Consider the following 16,762-nt stretch of genomic DNA (forward strand, 5'->3'; position numbering starts at 1 on the left):
GCGTTTCTCCTCTTAGTCGAGCCGCAGACGCCGCTCGGCGTAGGCATACAGGGGCCGCCAGAGCAGCCGGTTGAATCCGAGTACGAAGATCGACATCACCACGATGCCCAGGGCGACCCGGGGGAAGTCGCCGGCGGTGGTCATCTGCGCGATGTAGGCGCCCAGGCCATGGGCCTGCAGGCGTTCATTGCCCCAACTCACCACCTCGGCGACGATGCTGGCGTTCCAGGAGCCGCCCGCGGCGGTCAGGGCGCCGGTGACGTAGTAGGGAAAGATCGCCGGCAGGGCCAGCTGCCGCCACCACTGCCAGCGCTTGAGACCGAACAGCCGGGCCGCTTCGCGCAGGTCGTTGGGCAGCACGCTGGCGCCGGCGATGACGTTGAACAGGATGTACCACTGGGTGCCCAGCACCATCAGCGGCGACAGCCAGATGTCCGGATTGAGGTGGAAGCTGACGATGCCCACCACCGCCACCGGGAACAGCACGTTGGCCGGAAAGGCGGCGAGGAACTGGGCCACCGCCTGCAGACGCTGCGACCAGCCCGGGCGCAGGCCGATCCAGACGCCGATGGGCACCCAGATCAGGCTGGCGACGGCGATCAGCAGCAGCACCCGGGCCATGGTCAGCAGCCCCAGGCCGAGCACCGCGACCGCTTCCACCCAGTAGACGTCGGCGGCGATGAAGCGGTACAGCGCATAGACGCCATAGGGCAGCACCACCAGCAGCGCGCCGTACCAGAGCACGTCCAGCCCGCGCTGCAGCCAGGCGCGGCGGTGCGGCGCCAGGTGCCAGTGCGGCCAGGCGCGGCGGATCCGCGGGGTGGCGAGCTGGGTGCAGAAGCTGCCGAAGCCGCCCAGCATGCGTCCCAGGCGCGCACGCCGGACCAGGTCGTAGACCCAGGAGCGCGGCACCTGCTGGCTGGCGGTCTGCTCGACGCGGAAACGATCGGCCCAGGCCACCACCGGGCGGAAGAACAGCTGGTCGTAGACCAGGATCACGAGGCCCATGGCCAGCACCGCCCAGCCGATGGCGGCGATGTCCTGCCGGGCGATGGCCAGCGCCAGCCAGGAGCCGATACCAGGCAGGTTGATGGTGTTGTCGCCCACGGTGATGGCTTCCGAGGCCACCACGAAGAACCAGCCGCCGGACATGGACATCATGGTGTTCCACACCAGGCCGGGGATGGCGAACGGCAGCTCGAGGCGAAAGAACCGCCGCCAGGGCGACAGCCCGAACTGGCGGCTCACCTGCTGCAGGTCCTCGGGCACGGTGCGCAGCGACTGGTAGAAGCCGAACGCCATGTTCCAGGCCTGGCTGGTGAAGATGGCGAAGATGGCCGCGCACTCGGCGCCCAGCTGGCGACCGGGAAAGAGCCCCAGGAAGAAACTCACGGTAAAGGTCAGGAAGCCGAGGATGGGCACCGACTGCAGGATGTCGATGGCCGGCAGGATCAGCAGCTCCGCCTTGCGACTCTTGGCCGCCAGGGTGGCGAAGACAAAGGTGAACAGCAGCGAGGCGCCCAGGGCGATGAACATGCGCAGGGTGGTGCGCAGGGCGTACTCGGGCAGTCGCGCCAGGTCGAGGGTCATGGGATCGGCGTCGAGCACGGCCAGGGGCGCGCGCATCTCGGCGACGCCATGCCAGATCAGCGCCAGGGCGATCAGCCCGAGGACGAGGCAGAGGGCATCGGCCCACAGGGAGGTGGGACGTTGCCGCAGCGAGCGCGGCGCCACGGCGGGGGTGTAGAGGCCAGGAAGGGTCTTCATGGCGTACCTCTTTGAATGGGGGCCTTGGGAGAGCGGCCGGCCCTGCCGCGCAGGGTTCGGACACCGGGCTAATCTAGGCGCGCCATCCCGTCCCAGCCATCGAAACGATGGACGTTTGGCTATACCAAGGTATATCCCGCCCTCGCCTGCTGCCCTGCGCGCCGGAGGACCTACCGGCGCGCAGGGCCAGAGCAGAAGCTTCATCTCGCTGTCATCGTCCCGACATCTGCCGCCGGCATTGTCTGCCCCCAATGAGATCGATCTCAAACGAGGCCGGCATGACCGATCTGAAACAGGTAGCGCAACAGGCGGGAGTCTCCCGGGCCACCGCGGCACGTGCCTTCGCCACGCCCGAGCAGGTGCGCGAGAGCACTCGGCAGCGGGTGCTGGACGCCGCGCGCAGTCTCAATTTCCGCCCCAACCTGCTGGGCCGCCAGCTGCGCCAGCAGAGCACCCGGCTGATCGGCGTGGTGGTGCCGAGCCTGCTCAACCCGGTGTTCGCCGAACAGCTGCAGGCCATGGAGCGCACCGCGCGCAGCCAGGGCTATTCGCTGGTGATCGCCACCACCGACTACCAGCCCGAGCGCGAGGCGGCGGTGGTGGAGGAACTGCTGCGCCAGCGCGTCGCCGGTCTGGTGCTGACGGTGGCCGATGCCGACCGCAGCGAGGTGCTGGCCGAGCTGAGCCAGGAGCAGACGCCCTTCATCCTGGCCTATCACGAACCCCAGCGCCCCTATGCGGCGGTGGCGGTGGACAACCGCCAGGGCATGGCCATGGCCACCGAGCATCTGCTCGGCCTGGGACACAGCCGCATCGCCCTGGTCTCGGGGCCGGCCCAGCAATCGGATCGCAGCGAGCGCCGGTTCGCCGGCTATTGCCAGGCCATGGCCACCGCCGGCCTGCCGACACTGCCGCGCCTGGAATTGGCCAGCCACACCGACGCCGACTGGGCGGAGCTGGCGCCGCTGCTGGAGCGCCACGCCCCGACCGCCCTGCTCTGCACCAACGATCTGCTGGCCATCAGCGTCATCGCCGAACTGCAGCGCCACGGGGTGCCCGTGCCCGCCGACCTCTCGGTGGTGGGCTTCGACGGCATCGCCATGGGCGCCCGCCTCGAACCCAGCCTGTGCAGCGTCATGCAGCCCCTGCAGAGCCTGGGCGCCGTGCTCGTCACCGAATTGCTGGCGCTGATCGCCGGCAGTGCCACCCACCAGCAGTGTCTGCCCTGCCTCGTCCGTCCCGGCACCAGTGCCGGCCCCTTGAAGGAGCCCTACCGATGAAATCACTCTTCCCCGTGCGTCGCCTCCTGGCCGGCGTGGTCCTGGCCTGTGGCCTGGCCAGCGCCCAGGCCGCCGAAACCGCCATCTGCTACAACTGCCCGCTGGAGTGGGCCGACTGGGGCGCCCAGCTCAAGGCCATCGCCGCCGACACCGGCATCGAAGTCCCCCAGGACAACAAGAATTCCGGCCAGTCGCTGGCCCAGCTGGTGGCCGAACGCGAAGCCCCGGTGGCCGACGTCGTCTACTACGGGGTGACCTTCGGCATCCAGGCCGACAAGGCCGGGGTGTTGCAGCCCTACCAGCCCAAGCACTGGGACCAGGTCCCGGCCGGCCTCAAGGACCCCAAGGGTGAATGGACCGCCATCCATTCCGGCACGCTCGGCTTCATGGTCAATACCCAGGCCCTGGGCGGCAAGCCGGTGCCGCAGCGCTGGGCCGATCTGCTCAAGCCCGAGTACCGCGGCCTGGTGGGCTACCTGGATCCGTCCAGCGCCTTCGTCGGCTACGTCACCGCAGTGGCGCTCAACCAGGCCCTGGGCGGCAACCTCGACGACTTCGGCCCGGCCATGGCCTTCTTCAAGAAGCTGGCCGCCAACGATCCCATCGTGCCCAAGCAGACCGCCTATGCCCGCCTGCTCTCCGGCGAGATCCCGATCCTGGTCGACTACGACTTCAACGCCTACCGCGCCCGCTACAAGGACAACGCCCCGGTGGCCTTCGTCATCCCCCAGGAAGGCAGCCTGACGGTGCCCTACACCATGAGCCTGGTGAAGGGCGCGCCGCATCGCGCCAATGGCGAGAAGGTGCTGGACTACGTGCTCTCGGACAAGGGCCAGGCGCTCTGGGCCCAGGCCTATCTGCGCCCGGTGCGGGACGTGCCGTTGCCGGCCGAGGTGAAGGCGCGCTTCCTGCCCGACGCCGACTATGCCCGCGCCGGCACCGTCGACTACGGTCACATGGCAGCGGTCCAGGAAGCCTTCGCCAAGCGTTATCAGGCCGAGGTGCGCTGAGATGCAGGGCCTCGCCGTCTCCCTCGGGCGCCGCCGGGTGCCGCGCCGGCTGCCCTGGCCGGTGCTCGTCGCCCTGGCACCGGCGAGCGCCTTTCTGCTGGCCTTCTGGCTGCTGCCGCTGGCGCAGCTGCTGGTACTCGGCGCCCATCCGGACGCTGCCGGCCGCTCCGGCTACTGGCAGGTGCTGACCAGCGCCGGCTATCTGTCCGGACTCGCCCAGACGGTGGCCCTGGCCGCCGTCACCACCCTGGCCACCCTGCTGGTGGCCGGCATCGCCGGCTGCTTCCTGGCGCGGCATGCCTTCGTCGGGCGCAGCCTGCTGGTGGCCCTGCTGACCTTTCCGCTGGCCTTTCCGGGCGTGGTGGTGGGCTTCCTGATCATCCTGCTGGGCGGCCGCCAGGGGCTGTTCGCCGGTCTCGGCCGCAGCCTGGTCGGCGAGCCCTGGGTGTTCGCCTATTCGCTGTTCGGGCTGTTTCTCGGCTATCTCTATTTCTCCATCCCGCGGGTGATCCTCACGGTGATGGCGGCTTGCGAGACCCTCGACACCAGCCTGGAAGAAGCCGCCCGCTCCCTGGGCGCCGGCCTCTTCGCCGTGGTGCGCGATGTGCTGATCCCGGGCCTGACCCCGGCGCTGCTGTCCAGCGGCGCCCTGTGCTTCGCCACCGCGATGGGCGCCTTCGGCACCGCCTTCACCCTCGGCACGCGGCTGGCGGTGACGCCCATCGCCATCTACGACACCTTCACCAACTTCGCCAACTTCGGCGTGGCCGCGGCGCTCTCGGTGGTGCTCGGCCTCGTCACCTGGCTGGTCCTGCTGCTGGCGCGGCGCCTCGGCGGCGTCCAGGGAGACCTGCGATGAATCGACCCCTGCGCTTCTGGCTGCAATTGCTGTTCACTCTGCTGGTGGCGGCCTTCCTGCTGGTGCCGGTGCTGCTCTCGGTACTGGCCGGCCTCACCCGCAACTACTTCCAGGGCCTCGCCAGCGGCCTCACCCTCGACTGGGTGATCCAGGTCTGGCAGGCCTATGCCCCCACCGTCTGGCTGTCGCTGCAACTGGCGCTGGGCACGGCGGTGCTCGCAGTCGTACTCGGCGTCCCGGCGGCCTATGCCCTGGTGCGTCTGGACAACCGCTTCGCCCGCGCCTTCGAGGAATTGCTGGTGTTGCCGGTGGCCATGCCCGGCTTCGCCTCGGCGCTGGCGCTGCTGCTGACCTACGGTCACCTGGGCGGCTTTCGCCGCAGCCCGGCGATCATCCTGGTGGGCCACCTGCTGTTCACCCTGCCCTTCCTCATCCGCCCGGTGATGGCGGTGCTCAGACGCAGCCAGCTGCCGCTGCTGGAGGAAGCCGCCGCCAGCCTTGGCGCCGGTCCCTGGCGGCGCTTCTTCGGCGTGGTGGTGCCCAATGCCCGCGCCGGCATCCTGGCCGGCAGCCTCATGGTGATCACCCTCTCGCTGGGTGAATTCAACCTCACCTGGATGCTGCACACGCCCCTGACCAAGACCCTGCCGGTGGGCCTGGCCGACAGCTACGCCTCGGCGCGGCTGGAGGTGGGCTCCGCCTACACCCTGATCTTCCTCTTGCTGATCGTGCCGCTGCTGGTCGCCCTCCAGTTCCTCAGCGCCCGTCTCTCCCGTGGAGCCCTGCGATGACCCAAGGTACCGCCGTCCGCCTGCGCCACTGCGCCAAGACCTTTGCCGGAGGCCGCCAGGTACTGCAGCCCCTGGACCTCGACATCCACCCGGGCGAGACCCTGGTGTTTCTCGGCCCGTCCGGTTGTGGCAAAACCACCACCCTGCGCCTGATCGCCGGCCTGGAGCAGCCCGATGCCGGTGGCCAGGTGCTGTTCGACGACCGCGACGTCACCGGCCTGCCCATCGAGCGGCGCGACGTCGGCATGGTGTTCCAGAACTACGCCCTGTTTCCCAACCTGGACGTGGCCGGCAACATCGCCTACGGCCTGAAGATCCGTGGCCTGCCGCGCGCCGAGCGCGATGCCCGGGTCGCCGAGCTGCTGGCCATGATGCATCTCGAGCCCCTGGCCGAGCGGCGCATCCAGCAGCTGTCCGGCGGCCAGCGCCAGCGCGTGGCCCTGGCCCGGGCCCTGGCGCCGCGCCCCCGGGTGCTGCTGTTCGACGAACCCCTGGCGGCGCTGGACGCCCAGCTGCGCGAGCAGTTGCGGGCCGACATCGGCGCGCTGCTGCGCGAACTCGGCACCACCGCGGTTTACGTCACCCACGACCAGCAGGAAGCCCTGGCCCTGGGCGATCGCATCGTGGTGATGGGCGAAGGCCGCATCGCCCAGATCGGCACCCCGACGCAGATCTACCAGCGCCCGGCCAGTCGCTTCGTCGCCGGTTTCGTCGGCCAGCTCAACCGCTTCGAGGTGCGCGCCCACAGCGGCGCCGAGGTGGCGGTCGCTGGCGGGCGGCTGCCCTGGACCGGCGCGGCCAGCACCCTGTTCTGCCGCCCGGAACACCTGGAGCCGAGCGCGACGCCCGCGCACCTCACCGGCATCCTGGTCGGACAATTCTTCCAGGGCGCCCATTCGCGGCTGCTGGTGGAGGTGGGCACCGGCCAGCCGCTGCTGGTGGACACCGCCCAGCCCCTGCAGGCGCAACCGGGCGACCTGCTGCACCTGAACGTGCGCCCCGACGCCCTCTTCACCCTGGCTTCCTGACTGGAGACCCTAATGCACGCGCCCTTCCTGCTGGCCCAGCTCAGCGACCTGCACATCAAGGCCGGCGGCCGGCTGTCCTACGGGGTAGTCGATACCCTCGGCGCCCTGCGCCTGGCGGTGGACCGCCTCAACGCCCTGCAACCGCGCCCGGATGCCCTGGTCATCACCGGGGACCTGGTGGACTTCGGCACCCCCGAGGAATACGCCACCCTGCGCGAGGTGCTGGCCGAGCTGGCCATGCCCTTCTTCGTCATCCCCGGCAATCACGACGACCGCGCCGCCCTGCGCGCCGCCTTCGCCGATCACCCCTATCTGCCGGCCCAGGGCACCCTGGACTGGCAGCAGGACTGCGGCCCGCTGCGGCTGATCGGCCTGGATACCCATATCCCCGGCGAGCACGGGGGGCGTCTCGACGCCAGGCAACTGGCCTGGCTCGACGACCAGCTCGCCCAGGCACCCGACCAGCCGACCCTGGTGCTCCTGCATCACCCGCCGTTCCCGGTCGGCATCGGCCATATGGATCGCATCGGCCTGGCCGGCGGTGCCGAACTGGAAGCCGTGATCCGCCGCCATCCCCAGGTGGAACGCCTGCTCTGCGGTCACCTGCACCGGCTGATCCAGCGCCGCTTCGGCGGCACCCTGGCCTGCGTCTGCCCTGGCGTGTCGCACCAGGTCGACCTGGACCTGCGCGAGGCCGCGCCCTCGCGCTTCCGCCTGGAGCCGCCGGGCCTGCTGCTGCATCGCTGGGCGGACGAGGCGCTGGTGACCCACCATCTGCCGCTGGGCAACTATCCCGGGCCCTATCCCTTCTTCGCCGCCGACGGCCAGTTGCTGGACTGACGCCGCCCCGTTTCGGGTCCTGGGGTAGCAAGGCGGCGGCAACTGCGACCCAGGCTGGTGCAAAAGGTAACGCCGGCGCCGGACCGCCCTGACCCGCGGCCCAGCGCTGGCAAGCATTTGGTTCCCTGGCATGGGCCTTGCCTTAGCAGATTGGATACAAAAATCCAGGAAGCCAGCCCATGCCGCTCTCCGCTCTGTCCCGCTCCACCGCCCTGAGCGCCGAAGAAGAGGCCTATCGCCATCTGCTGCAGGCCATCTGCGCCGGGCACTATCGCAATGGCGAACGCCTGATCGCCGAGGACATCGCCACCACCCTGGGCATGAGTCGCATGCCGGTGCGCAGCGCCTTCCAGCGCCTCGCCGCCGAAGGCCTGGTGATCCTCCGGCCGCACCGCGGCGCGGTGGTGAGCGGCCTGGACCTGGACGACATGCGCGAGGTGTTCGAGATGCGCAGCGCCCTCGAAGGCCTGGCCATCCGCCTGGCCACGCCCCATGTCGGCCCCCGCGAGATGACGCGCCTGGAGCGGCTGCTGGAAGACCTGGACGACGAGCAGGAACCCGGCGCCTGGGTCGCCCAGCACCGCGCCTTCCACGAATACCTGTGCAGCCTGGCCGGCCGGCCGCGGCTGCTGCGCCAGATCAACGGCCTCTATGCCCTGATCGAGCCGCACATGCAGCTCTGGCTGCACGCCGACCGGCCCCAGTCGGCCCGCGACGAACACGCGCCCATCCTCGCCGCCCTGCGCGCCGGCGATGCCGCCGAGGCCGAGCGGGTGTTGCGCGAGCACATCGAGGGCACGGTGCCCGACCTGCTGACCTTTATCGAACGATCGGGCGACCAGACCCGAAGTGCGCCCCCGCGCTGAGCCATCCGCCCTGCCACCCCCGTCCTTCCGGAGAAGACCATGACCCGCCACCGGCTTTCCTGCAGTCTGCTCGCCCTGACCCTCGCTGCCGGCTTCACCCAGGCCGCCCCCCAGATCCCCGAGCGCCTGGCCAAGGCCTCCAAGATCACCTATTGCGGCGCCCTCGATACCCCGCCGATCGGCTTCTTCGACGAAGCCCAGAAGCCCAAGGGCCTCACCGTCGACCTCGGCGCCGAGATCGCCAAGCGCCTCGGCGACAAGAAGGTCGACTGGCGCGTAGTGCCCTTCTCGGGCCTGATCCCGGCGCTGCTGGCCGGTCAGTGCGACCTGCTGATCGACCAGCTGTTCGACAAGCCCGAGCGCCGCCAGGTGATCGACATCGTCAACTACATGTACTCCAGCCAGGCGGTGGTGGTGCCGGCCGGCAACAAGGCCGGCATCCATACCCTGGATGACCTCACCGGCAAGAAGGTCGCGGTGCTCAACGGCTCCACCATCCGCACCCTGCTCGACGCCCACAACGAAGAACTGAAGAAGGCCGGCAAGGCGCCCATGAAGCTGGTGGCCTACAACAGCGACACCGACGCCTTCCAGGCCCTGCGCCTGGGCCAGACCGACGCCTACGGCACGACCGTGGAAACCGCCGCCTACTACCAGGGCGTGGCGCCCGGCCAATTCGAGACCGGCGTGCCGGCCTTCGCCCGCATCCTCACCGGGATCGGCGTGCGCAAGGACGACAGCCAGCTCAGCGCCGCCCTCACCCAGATCCTCGCCGACATGAAGGCCGATGGCAGCTACGCCGCCCTCATGGCCAAGTGGCACCTGGAAGGCGACAAGCTCGATTAAGGGACGGTCACGATGAACTTCAGCTGGGATGTGTTCTGGCAGTACCTGCTGCACCCGAGCGACGTCTACCTCTACGGCCTCGGGCTGACCTGCGTCATCGCCGTCGGCGCCATGCTGCTGGGCTGCGCGCTCGGCCTGCTGGCGGCGCTGGCACGGCTGTCGCGCTACCGGGCGCTGCAATACCCGGTGCGCTTCTATGTCTGGCTGATGCGTGGCACGCCGCTGCTGGTGCAGATCGTCTTCCTCTACACGGCCCTGGCGGCCGGCGGCATCTTCCGCTTCGAGGACCTGAACCTGGGTTTCCTGGTGATCCCGGGCAACATCCAGGCGGCCATCATCGCCCTGGGTCTCAACGAAGGCGCCTACATGGCCGAGATCATCCGCGCCGGCATCGGTGCGGTGGATCGCGGCCAGTACGAGGCGGCGCGTTCCCTGGGCATGACGCCGGCCAAGCTGATGCGGCGCATCGTGCTGCCCCAGGCGCTGCGGGTGATCATTCCGCCGCTCGGCAACGAGTTCAACGTGATGCTCAAGAACACCACCCTGGTCAGCGTCATCGGGGTGCAGGAGCTGCTGCTCAGCACCCAGATGATCACCTCGGCGACCTTTCGCGTCTTCGAGCTGTACCTAGTGGTGGCCATCTACTTCCTGGTCCTGACCACCCTCTGGGGCTTCTTCCAGGCCTGGCTGGAGCGGCGCTTCGGCAAGGCCGACGGTCACAGACCCACCGCCACCGGCCGGCTGTTCAGCCTGCAGGGCTTCAAGCTACGGGGACGCTAGCCATGACGACCACGCAAGAACCCGTGATCCAGGCGCTGGAGGTGCACAAGGCCTTCGGCGAGCTGGACATCCTCAAGGGCGTGAGCCTGGAGGTGCGCCGCGGCGAGGTGGTGGTGCTGATCGGCGCCTCCGGCTCCGGCAAGACCACCTTCATCCGCTGCCTCAACCACCTGGAGGACATCCAGGGCGGCACCATCCGCGTCAACGGCGAGCTGATGGGCTTTCGCGAGCGTCCCGATGGATCGAGGGTCAGGGACTCCGAGCGCAACATCGCCCGCCGCCGCCGCGACATCGGCATGGTGTTCCAGAGGTTCAATCTGTTCCCGCACATGACGGTGCTGGAAAACATCATCGAGGCGCCCATCCAGGTGCTCGGCGTGGCGCGCGCCGTCGCCGTGGAGCAGGCCCGCGCCCTGCTCGCCCGGGTGCGACTGTCCGACAAGGCCGACCACTATCCGGCGCAACTCTCCGGCGGCCAGCAGCAGCGTGTGGCCATCGCCCGCGCCCTGGCCATGAAGCCCCAGGCCATGCTGTTCGACGAACCCACCAGCGCGCTGGACCCGGAAACCGTCGGCGAGGTGCTGCAGGTGATGAAGGAACTGGCCGAGGACGGCATGACCATGGTGGTGGTGACCCACGAGATGGGCTTCGCCCGCGAGGTGGCCGATCGCGTGGTGGTGCTGCACCAGGGCGAACTGATCGAGGAAGGCCCGCCCGCCCAGGTGTTCGGCAATCCCACCCATCCGCGCACCCGCGAATTCCTCAGTCGCGTGCTCTGAGCCGACGCACGCCGCTACCCGATTGAAGACGAAGAGCCTGCCATGCTGAATTTCTCCGCCCACGACTACCCCTATGCCTCGCAACGCCAGAGCGTCTTCGCGCGCAATGGCATGGTCGCCACCTCCCAGCCGCTGGCCGCCGAGGCCGGCATCGCCATGCTGCGCCAGGGCGGCAACGCCATCGACGCGGCCATCGCCACCGCCGCGGCCCTGACCGTGGTGGAACCCACCGGCAATGCCATCGGCGGCGATGCCTTCGCCCTGGTCTGGGTCAAGGACAGGCTGCACGGCCTGGACGCCAGCGGTCATGCCCCGGCCAGCCTCGACATCTCCACGGTCAAGGCCGCCGGCCACGAACGCATGCCGGTGCACGGCTGGCTGCCGGTCACGGTGCCGGGCTGTCCGGCGGCCTGGGCCGAGTTGTCGCGGCGCTTCGGCAAGCTGCCCTTCGCCACCCTGTTCGAACCCGCCATCGCCCTGGCCCGCGACGGCTTCCCGGTCTCGCCGGTGGTCGCCCACCAGTGGCGCATCGCCCAGGCCGAGTACCAGGCCAGCCGGGATAAGTCGCCCGAACTGGAAGCCTGGTTCGACACCTTCCTCATCGAGGGCAAGGCCCCGGTCGCCGGCCAGCTGTTTCGCAATCCGGCCCAGGCGCGCACCCTGGAAGACCTGGCGCAGACCCGCTGCGAGAGTTTTTACCGCGGTGCCCTCGCCCAGCGTCTGGCCGAACATGCCGCCGCGACCGGCGGCCACCTGACCGCCGCTGACCTGGCCGGCTACCAGCCGCGCTGGGTCGAGCCGATCAAGGTCGACTACCGTGGCTATCAGGTGTGGGAGATCCCGCCGAGCGGCCAGGGCCTGATCGCGCTCATGACCCTGAACATCCTTAAGGGCTATGACTTCGACCAGCGCGACAGCCAGCTCACCTGGCACCGCCAGCTGGAGGCGATGAAGAAGGCCTATGCCGACGGCCTGCACTACATCACCGATCCCGAGCACATGAGGGTCGCCGCCAGCGTCCTGCTGGACGACGCCTATGCCGAGCGCCGTCGCGCCGAGATCACCGACCAGGCCCAGCCGCCGCTGCACGGCGATCCCCAGGCCAGTGGCACCGTCTACATCGCCACCGCCGATGGCGAGGGCAACATGGTGTCCTTCATCCAGAGCGCCTACCACGGCTTCGGCTCCGGCGTGGTGCTACCCGACAGCGGCATCGGCCTGCAGAATCGCGGCTCGGAATTCAGCCTGGATGCCGCGCATTCCAACGCCCTGGCGCCGGGCAAGCAGACCTTCCACACCATCATCCCGGGCTTTTTGACCCGGGGTGACGTGCCCATCGGACCCTTTGGCGTCATGGGGGGCTACATGCAGCCCCAGGGGCATGTGCAGATGGTGATGAACCTGGTGGACTTCGGCCTGAATCCGCAGGCGGCGCTGGATGCGCCGCGCTGGCAATGGCTGGGGGAGATGAAGGTCGGCATCGAGCAGGCGGCTTCCCGCGCCCTGGCCAGTGGCCTGGCGCGGCGCGGCCACCAGATCGAGATCGCCCACGACTCCACCGACTTCGGTCGCGGCCAGATCATCGTCCGCGATCCGGAAACCGGCGTGCTCTGCGGCGGCACCGAGCCGCGCGCGGATTCCCATATCGCGGTCTGCTGACCGCTGGGAAGGCCCCGCCCCGCTACGGGCGGGGCGCTACCTCAGAGCGCGATGCCGGCCGCCCTGGCCCGCGCCGCGTGCAGCTTGCGATAGCTGTCGATCAGTCGCAGGTGCTTGTCGATGCCTTCCAGCTTGACGCTGGTGGGCGTCAGGCCGTGGAAGCGCACCTCGCCCGAAACCGAACCCAGGGCGGCGTCCAGTCGCTCATTGCCGAACATGCGCCGGAAGTTGACCTCGAAGTCGGCCAGTTCCAGTTCGTCGTCCAGCTCCACTTCCAGCACCGCATTGAGCGCCTGGTAGAACAGGCCGCGCTCCAGGGTGTTGTCGTTGAACTGCAGGAAGGTCTCGACCTCTTCCTTGGCCTCTTCGAACTGCTGCAGCGCCAGGTGGATGAGCAGCTTGAGTTCCAGCAGGGTCAACTGGCCCCAGACGGTGTTCTCGTCGAATTCCACGCCGATCAGGGTGGCGATGCGGGTGTAGTCGTCCACCTGGGTATCGTCCAGGCGTTCGAGCAGGGATTCCAGGGCCGCATCGTCCAGGCGGTGCAGGTTGAGGATGTCCTCGCGCACCGGCAGGGCCTTGTTGGTGTTGTCCCAGATCAGGTCCTCGACCGGATAGATCTCCGAGTAGCCCGGCACCAGGATGCGACAGGCCGGCGCGCCCAGTTCCTCGTACACCGCCATGTAGGCTTCCAGGTCCCGCTCGGCGAGGATGCCGAACAGGGTGGCGGCCTCCTGGGCGGTGGCGTCTTCACCCTCGCTGGAAAAGTCCCAGTCGACGAACTCGTGATCGGCCTTGGCGCTGAAGAAGCGCCAGGAGACCAGGCCACTGGAGTCGATGAAGTGCTCGACGAAGTTGTTGGGCTCCATCAGCGCCTGGCTTTCGAAGGTCGGCTGCGGTAGGTCGTTCAAGCCCTCGAAGCTGCGACCCTGCAACAGCTCGGTGAGGCTGCGCTCCAAGGCGATCTCCAGGCGCGGATGGGCACCGAAGGAGGCGAACACTCCACCGGTGCGCGGATTCATCAGGGTCACGCACATCACCGGGAATTCACCACCCAGGGAGGCGTCCTTGACCAGTACCGGGAAGCCCTGGGCTTCCAGGCCGCGGATGCCCTCGACGATGGCGGGATAGCGGGCCAATACCTCTTCAGGCACATCCGGCAGCGCCAGCTCGCCTTCGAGGATCTCCCGCTTCACCGCCCGCTCGAAGATTTCCGACAGACACTGCACCTGGGCTTCGGCCAGGGTGTTGCCGGCGCTCATGCCGTTGCTGAGGTAGAGGTTCTCGATCAGGTTCGAGGGGAAGTACACCACCTCGCCATCGGACTGGCGCACGAAGGGCAGCGCGCAGATGCCGCGCGCCACGTTGCCGGAGTTGGTGTCGTGCAGGTGCGAGGCGCGCAGTTCGCCTTCCGGGTCGTAGAGCTTGCGGCAGTAGCGGTCGAGGATCTCCCGGGGCAGCGCGTCCTTGGGCCCCGGCTGGAACCAGCGTTCGTCGGGGTGGTGGACGAAGGCGGCGTTGCCGATGGCCTCGCCCCAGTACTGGTCGTTGTAGAAGAAGTTGCAGTTGAGGCGCTCGATGAATTCGCCCAGCGCCGAGGCCAGGGCCGCTTCCTTGGTCGCACCCTTGCCATTGGTGAAGCACAGCGCCGACTGCACATCGCGCAGGTGCAGCGACCAGACGTTGGGCACGATGTTGCGCCAGGAGGCGATCTCCACCTTCATGCCCAGCTCGGCGAGGATGCCGGAGAGCTTGGCGATGGTCTCTTCCAGCGGCCGGTCCTTGCCGGGGATGTAGGTCTGGCGGGTGCCATCGCTGGGCAGCAGCAGGGCCTGGGCATCGGCGTCGAGGCTTTCCACCGCCTCGATGATGAAGTCCGGACCGGCCTGCACCGCCTTCTTCACCGTGCAGCGATCGATGGATCTGAGGATGCCCTGGCGGTCCTTGTCGGACAGCTCGGCGGGCAGCTCGACTTGGATCTTGAAGGTCTGCTTGTAGCGATTCTCCGGGTCGACGATGTTGCTTTGCGCCAGGCGGATGTTATCGGTGGGGATGTCGCGGGTCTGGCAATAGAGCTTGACGAAATAGGCCGCGCAGAGCGCCGAGGACGCCAGGAAATAGTCGAAGGGCCCCGGGGCCGAGCCGTCACCCTTGTAGCGGATGGGCTGATCGGCGATCACCGAGAAGTCGTCGAACTTGGCCTCGAGCCTCAGGTTGTCGAGAAAATTGACCTTGATTTCCATGCACAGCATTCCGGTTTGGAGACAGAGTGGCCGCCATTATCCGGACAAAGGGCGGCGGGTGATACGCAGGCTGTCGTCTCGCCGCCAGCGGACTCCGCTAGTCCAGCCGAAAGATGCCGTCCGGATAGCGCGCGCAGAGGAAATCGACGAAGGCCCTGACCTTGGGGCTCTGCAGTCGCCGCGAGGTGTGCAGCACCCAGAGTTCGGTCTCGCCGGCCTGGGTGCCCCAGCGGCTGAGCGCGCCCTGGTCCAGCTGCCGTTGCACCAGGGACAGCGGCAACAGCGCCGCACCCGCCCCGGCGAGCACCGCCTCGCGGATGGTCAACAGCGAGGTCAGCTGCACCACCGGCTGGGGCAGGAAGCGCGCCCCGTCCTCCGCGAGCGTCCAGACCTCGCCGTCGCCATGGCCGGGCATGACCACCGCCGGCAGGGGCATGGGTTCGGCAGCGGATTCCGGGGGGCGATCGAGGCCAGGTGCTGCCACCAGCACCCTTCGATCCCGGGCGAAACAGCGCCCCACCAGGCGGCTGTCGGCCGCCGGATTGATGCGGATGGCCAGGTCGAAATGCTCGTCCACCAGATCGGCCAGGCGATCCTCGCCCACCGCTTCGATCAGGATCTCCGGATACTGCCGGCGAAAATCCGCACTCAGACGTCCCAGCGCCACCTGGGAAAACAGTAGCGGCGCCGCGATGCGCAACCGCCCACGCGGCACCGCCACCCCCTCCTGCACCGCCGCCACCGCCTCCTGCACTTCGCGCAGCGGCCCCAGGGTCCGGGCCGCCAGCTCGGCACCGGCCGGCGTCAGCAGCAGGCTGCGCCCACCCCGCTCGATCAGCCTGACACCCAGGGCCTCTTCCAGCTCGGCCAGCCGCCGCGACAGGCTGGCCTTGGGTCGGCCACTGGCGCGACTGGCCTTGCCGATGCCGCCGTGGGTGGCGATGAGCTGGAAGTCAAAGAGCAGACTGAAGTCCAAGGCAGTGTCTCGATTATGGAACGAAGTGTTCCTATTTTAGCGGCTATTGGCTCAAGGTGAGACGACTTAAGGTGGCTCCACCCCTCACCCACCTGGAGTTACCGACATGACCATCCTCGTCACTGGCGCCTCCGGCCGCGTAGGCCGCCACCTCGTGCAACAACTCGTGCAGCGCGATGCCAAGGTGCGGGTACTGACCCGCAATCCGGCCAGCGCCGATTTTCCTGCCACCGTCGAGGTCATGCAGGGCGACCTGCTCGATCTCGCCGCCCTGCGCCGCGCCTTCAGCGGCGTTTCCACCCTCTTCCTGCTCAACGCCGTGACCGGCGACGAATTCACCCAGGCGCTCATCACCCTCAACATCGCCTGGGAGAGCGGCGTCGAGCGGGTCGTCTATCTCTCGGTCTTCGGCGCCGACAGCGCGGTCAACGTGCCGCACTTCGCGGTGAAGTTCGGCGCCGAACGCATGCTCGCGGCCATGGGCTTTGGCGCCACCATCCTGCGGCCCAGCTATTTCATCGACAACGAAGCCATGCTCAAGGACGTCATCCTGCAGCACGGGATCTATCCCATGCCTCTCGGCGGCAAGGGCGTGGCCATGGTCGATGCCCGGGACATCGCCGAGGTCGCCGCCCTCGAGCTCATCCGCCGCGATCAGGCGCCGGGCAGGCTGCCCAGCACGACGCTCAACCTGGTCGGCCCGGACACCCTCACCGGCGAGGGCGCCGCGGCGATCTGGAGCGAACTGCTGGGTCGCCCCATCCTTTACGCCGGCGACGATCCCCAGGGCTTCGAGCAGAACATGGCGACCTTCATGCCGGCCTGGATGGCCTACGAGATGAGGCTCATGGCCGAGCGCTATGTCAGCGACGGCATGCTGCCGCAACCCGGCGACCGCGAGCGGCTGGTGCAGATGCTGGGGCGCCCGCTGCACGGCTATCGCGACTTCGCCCGGTCACTGATCGGCTGACGGGTACCACCCTGGCGCGGATCAACGCGCCACATCACGCTTGCCGGAGAGACAATATACATTATATA

15 protein-coding genes are annotated in these 16,762 nt (G+C 68.5%); 12 read left to right on the forward strand and 3 right to left on the reverse strand.

Features of this window, described 5'->3' with window-relative positions:
* Window positions 1-12: 12 nt before the first annotated feature.
* A complete protein-coding gene (locus QKY98_RS08675) occupies window positions 13-1,767 on the reverse strand; it encodes an ABC transporter permease (protein ID WP_027599601.1) in 1,755 nt (584 codons plus the stop codon).
* Window positions 1,768-2,045: 278 nt separating this feature from the next.
* Here QKY98_RS08675 and QKY98_RS08680 point away from each other — a divergent pair, with 278 nt between their 5' ends.
* From QKY98_RS08680 to QKY98_RS08730, 11 genes are all read left to right on the forward strand, one after another.
* Window positions 2,046-3,047, forward strand: coding sequence for a substrate-binding domain-containing protein (locus tag QKY98_RS08680; RefSeq protein ID WP_027602103.1), 1,002 nt, complete (start codon window positions 2,046-2,048; stop codon window positions 3,045-3,047).
* Window positions 3,044-4,057, forward strand: coding sequence for an ABC transporter substrate-binding protein (locus QKY98_RS08685; RefSeq protein WP_058791338.1), 1,014 nt, complete (start codon window positions 3,044-3,046; stop codon window positions 4,055-4,057). Before QKY98_RS08680 ends, QKY98_RS08685 begins: the two co-directional genes overlap by 4 nt.
* A gap of 1 nt (window position 4,058) precedes the next feature.
* Window positions 4,059-4,916 (forward strand): ABC transporter permease, encoded by an 858-nt coding sequence (locus tag QKY98_RS08690; RefSeq protein ID WP_027599604.1) that lies wholly within the window; start codon window positions 4,059-4,061, stop codon window positions 4,914-4,916.
* Window positions 4,913-5,707 (forward strand): ABC transporter permease, encoded by a 795-nt coding sequence (locus tag QKY98_RS08695; RefSeq protein WP_284670699.1) that lies wholly within the window; start codon window positions 4,913-4,915, stop codon window positions 5,705-5,707. The genes QKY98_RS08690 and QKY98_RS08695 overlap by 4 nt, the downstream gene beginning before the upstream one ends.
* A complete protein-coding gene (locus tag QKY98_RS08700) occupies window positions 5,704-6,735 on the forward strand; it encodes an ABC transporter ATP-binding protein (RefSeq protein ID WP_074582689.1) in 1,032 nt (343 codons plus the stop codon). The genes QKY98_RS08695 and QKY98_RS08700 overlap by 4 nt, the downstream gene beginning before the upstream one ends.
* Before the next feature lie 12 nt (window positions 6,736-6,747).
* Complete coding sequence (locus QKY98_RS08705) at window positions 6,748-7,575, forward strand: phosphodiesterase (RefSeq protein ID WP_027599607.1); 828 nt, start codon at window positions 6,748-6,750, stop codon at window positions 7,573-7,575.
* 179 nt (window positions 7,576-7,754) lie between these two features.
* Window positions 7,755-8,441 (forward strand): GntR family transcriptional regulator, encoded by a 687-nt coding sequence (locus tag QKY98_RS08710; protein ID WP_027599608.1) that lies wholly within the window; start codon window positions 7,755-7,757, stop codon window positions 8,439-8,441.
* Between the two features lie 39 nt (window positions 8,442-8,480).
* On the forward strand, window positions 8,481-9,287 hold the full coding sequence (locus QKY98_RS08715; RefSeq protein ID WP_044342000.1) for an ABC transporter substrate-binding protein: 807 nt from the start codon (window positions 8,481-8,483) through the stop codon (window positions 9,285-9,287).
* A gap of 12 nt (window positions 9,288-9,299) precedes the next feature.
* Complete coding sequence (locus QKY98_RS08720) at window positions 9,300-10,067, forward strand: amino acid ABC transporter permease (RefSeq protein WP_284670700.1); 768 nt, start codon at window positions 9,300-9,302, stop codon at window positions 10,065-10,067.
* Between the two features lie 2 nt (window positions 10,068-10,069).
* The gene (locus QKY98_RS08725) at window positions 10,070-10,846 is read left to right on the forward strand and encodes an amino acid ABC transporter ATP-binding protein (RefSeq protein WP_007158608.1); all 777 of its coding nucleotides are present in this window, start codon (window positions 10,070-10,072) and stop codon (window positions 10,844-10,846) included.
* 42 nt (window positions 10,847-10,888) lie between these two features.
* Entirely contained in the window at window positions 10,889-12,505 is a 1,617-nt protein-coding gene (locus QKY98_RS08730; protein ID WP_284670701.1) for a gamma-glutamyltransferase family protein, read from the forward strand.
* Between the two features lie 41 nt (window positions 12,506-12,546).
* Here QKY98_RS08730 and QKY98_RS08735 read toward each other — a convergent pair whose 3' ends face one another.
* Window positions 12,547-14,748 carry an OsmC domain/YcaO domain-containing protein gene (locus QKY98_RS08735; protein ID WP_284670702.1) on the reverse strand — a complete coding sequence of 734 codons (2,202 nt, stop codon included), beginning with the start codon at window positions 14,746-14,748 and terminating at the stop codon, window positions 12,547-12,549.
* A 97-nt stretch (window positions 14,749-14,845) separates the two neighbouring features.
* Complete coding sequence (locus QKY98_RS08740; RefSeq protein WP_169853726.1) at window positions 14,846-15,724, reverse strand: LysR family transcriptional regulator; 879 nt, start codon at window positions 15,722-15,724, stop codon at window positions 14,846-14,848.
* A 106-nt stretch (window positions 15,725-15,830) separates the two neighbouring features.
* On the opposite strand from QKY98_RS08740, the gene QKY98_RS08745 reads away from it, so the two are divergent.
* On the forward strand, window positions 15,831-16,694 hold the full coding sequence (locus tag QKY98_RS08745) for an SDR family oxidoreductase (protein WP_169853725.1): 864 nt from the start codon (window positions 15,831-15,833) through the stop codon (window positions 16,692-16,694).
* Window positions 16,695-16,762 lie beyond the last annotated feature (68 nt).

It is taken from the genome of Pseudomonas sp. HR1, assembly GCF_030175875.1.
GTDB classification, from domain to species: Bacteria; Pseudomonadota; Gammaproteobacteria; order Pseudomonadales; family Pseudomonadaceae; genus Chryseomonas; species Chryseomonas oryzihabitans.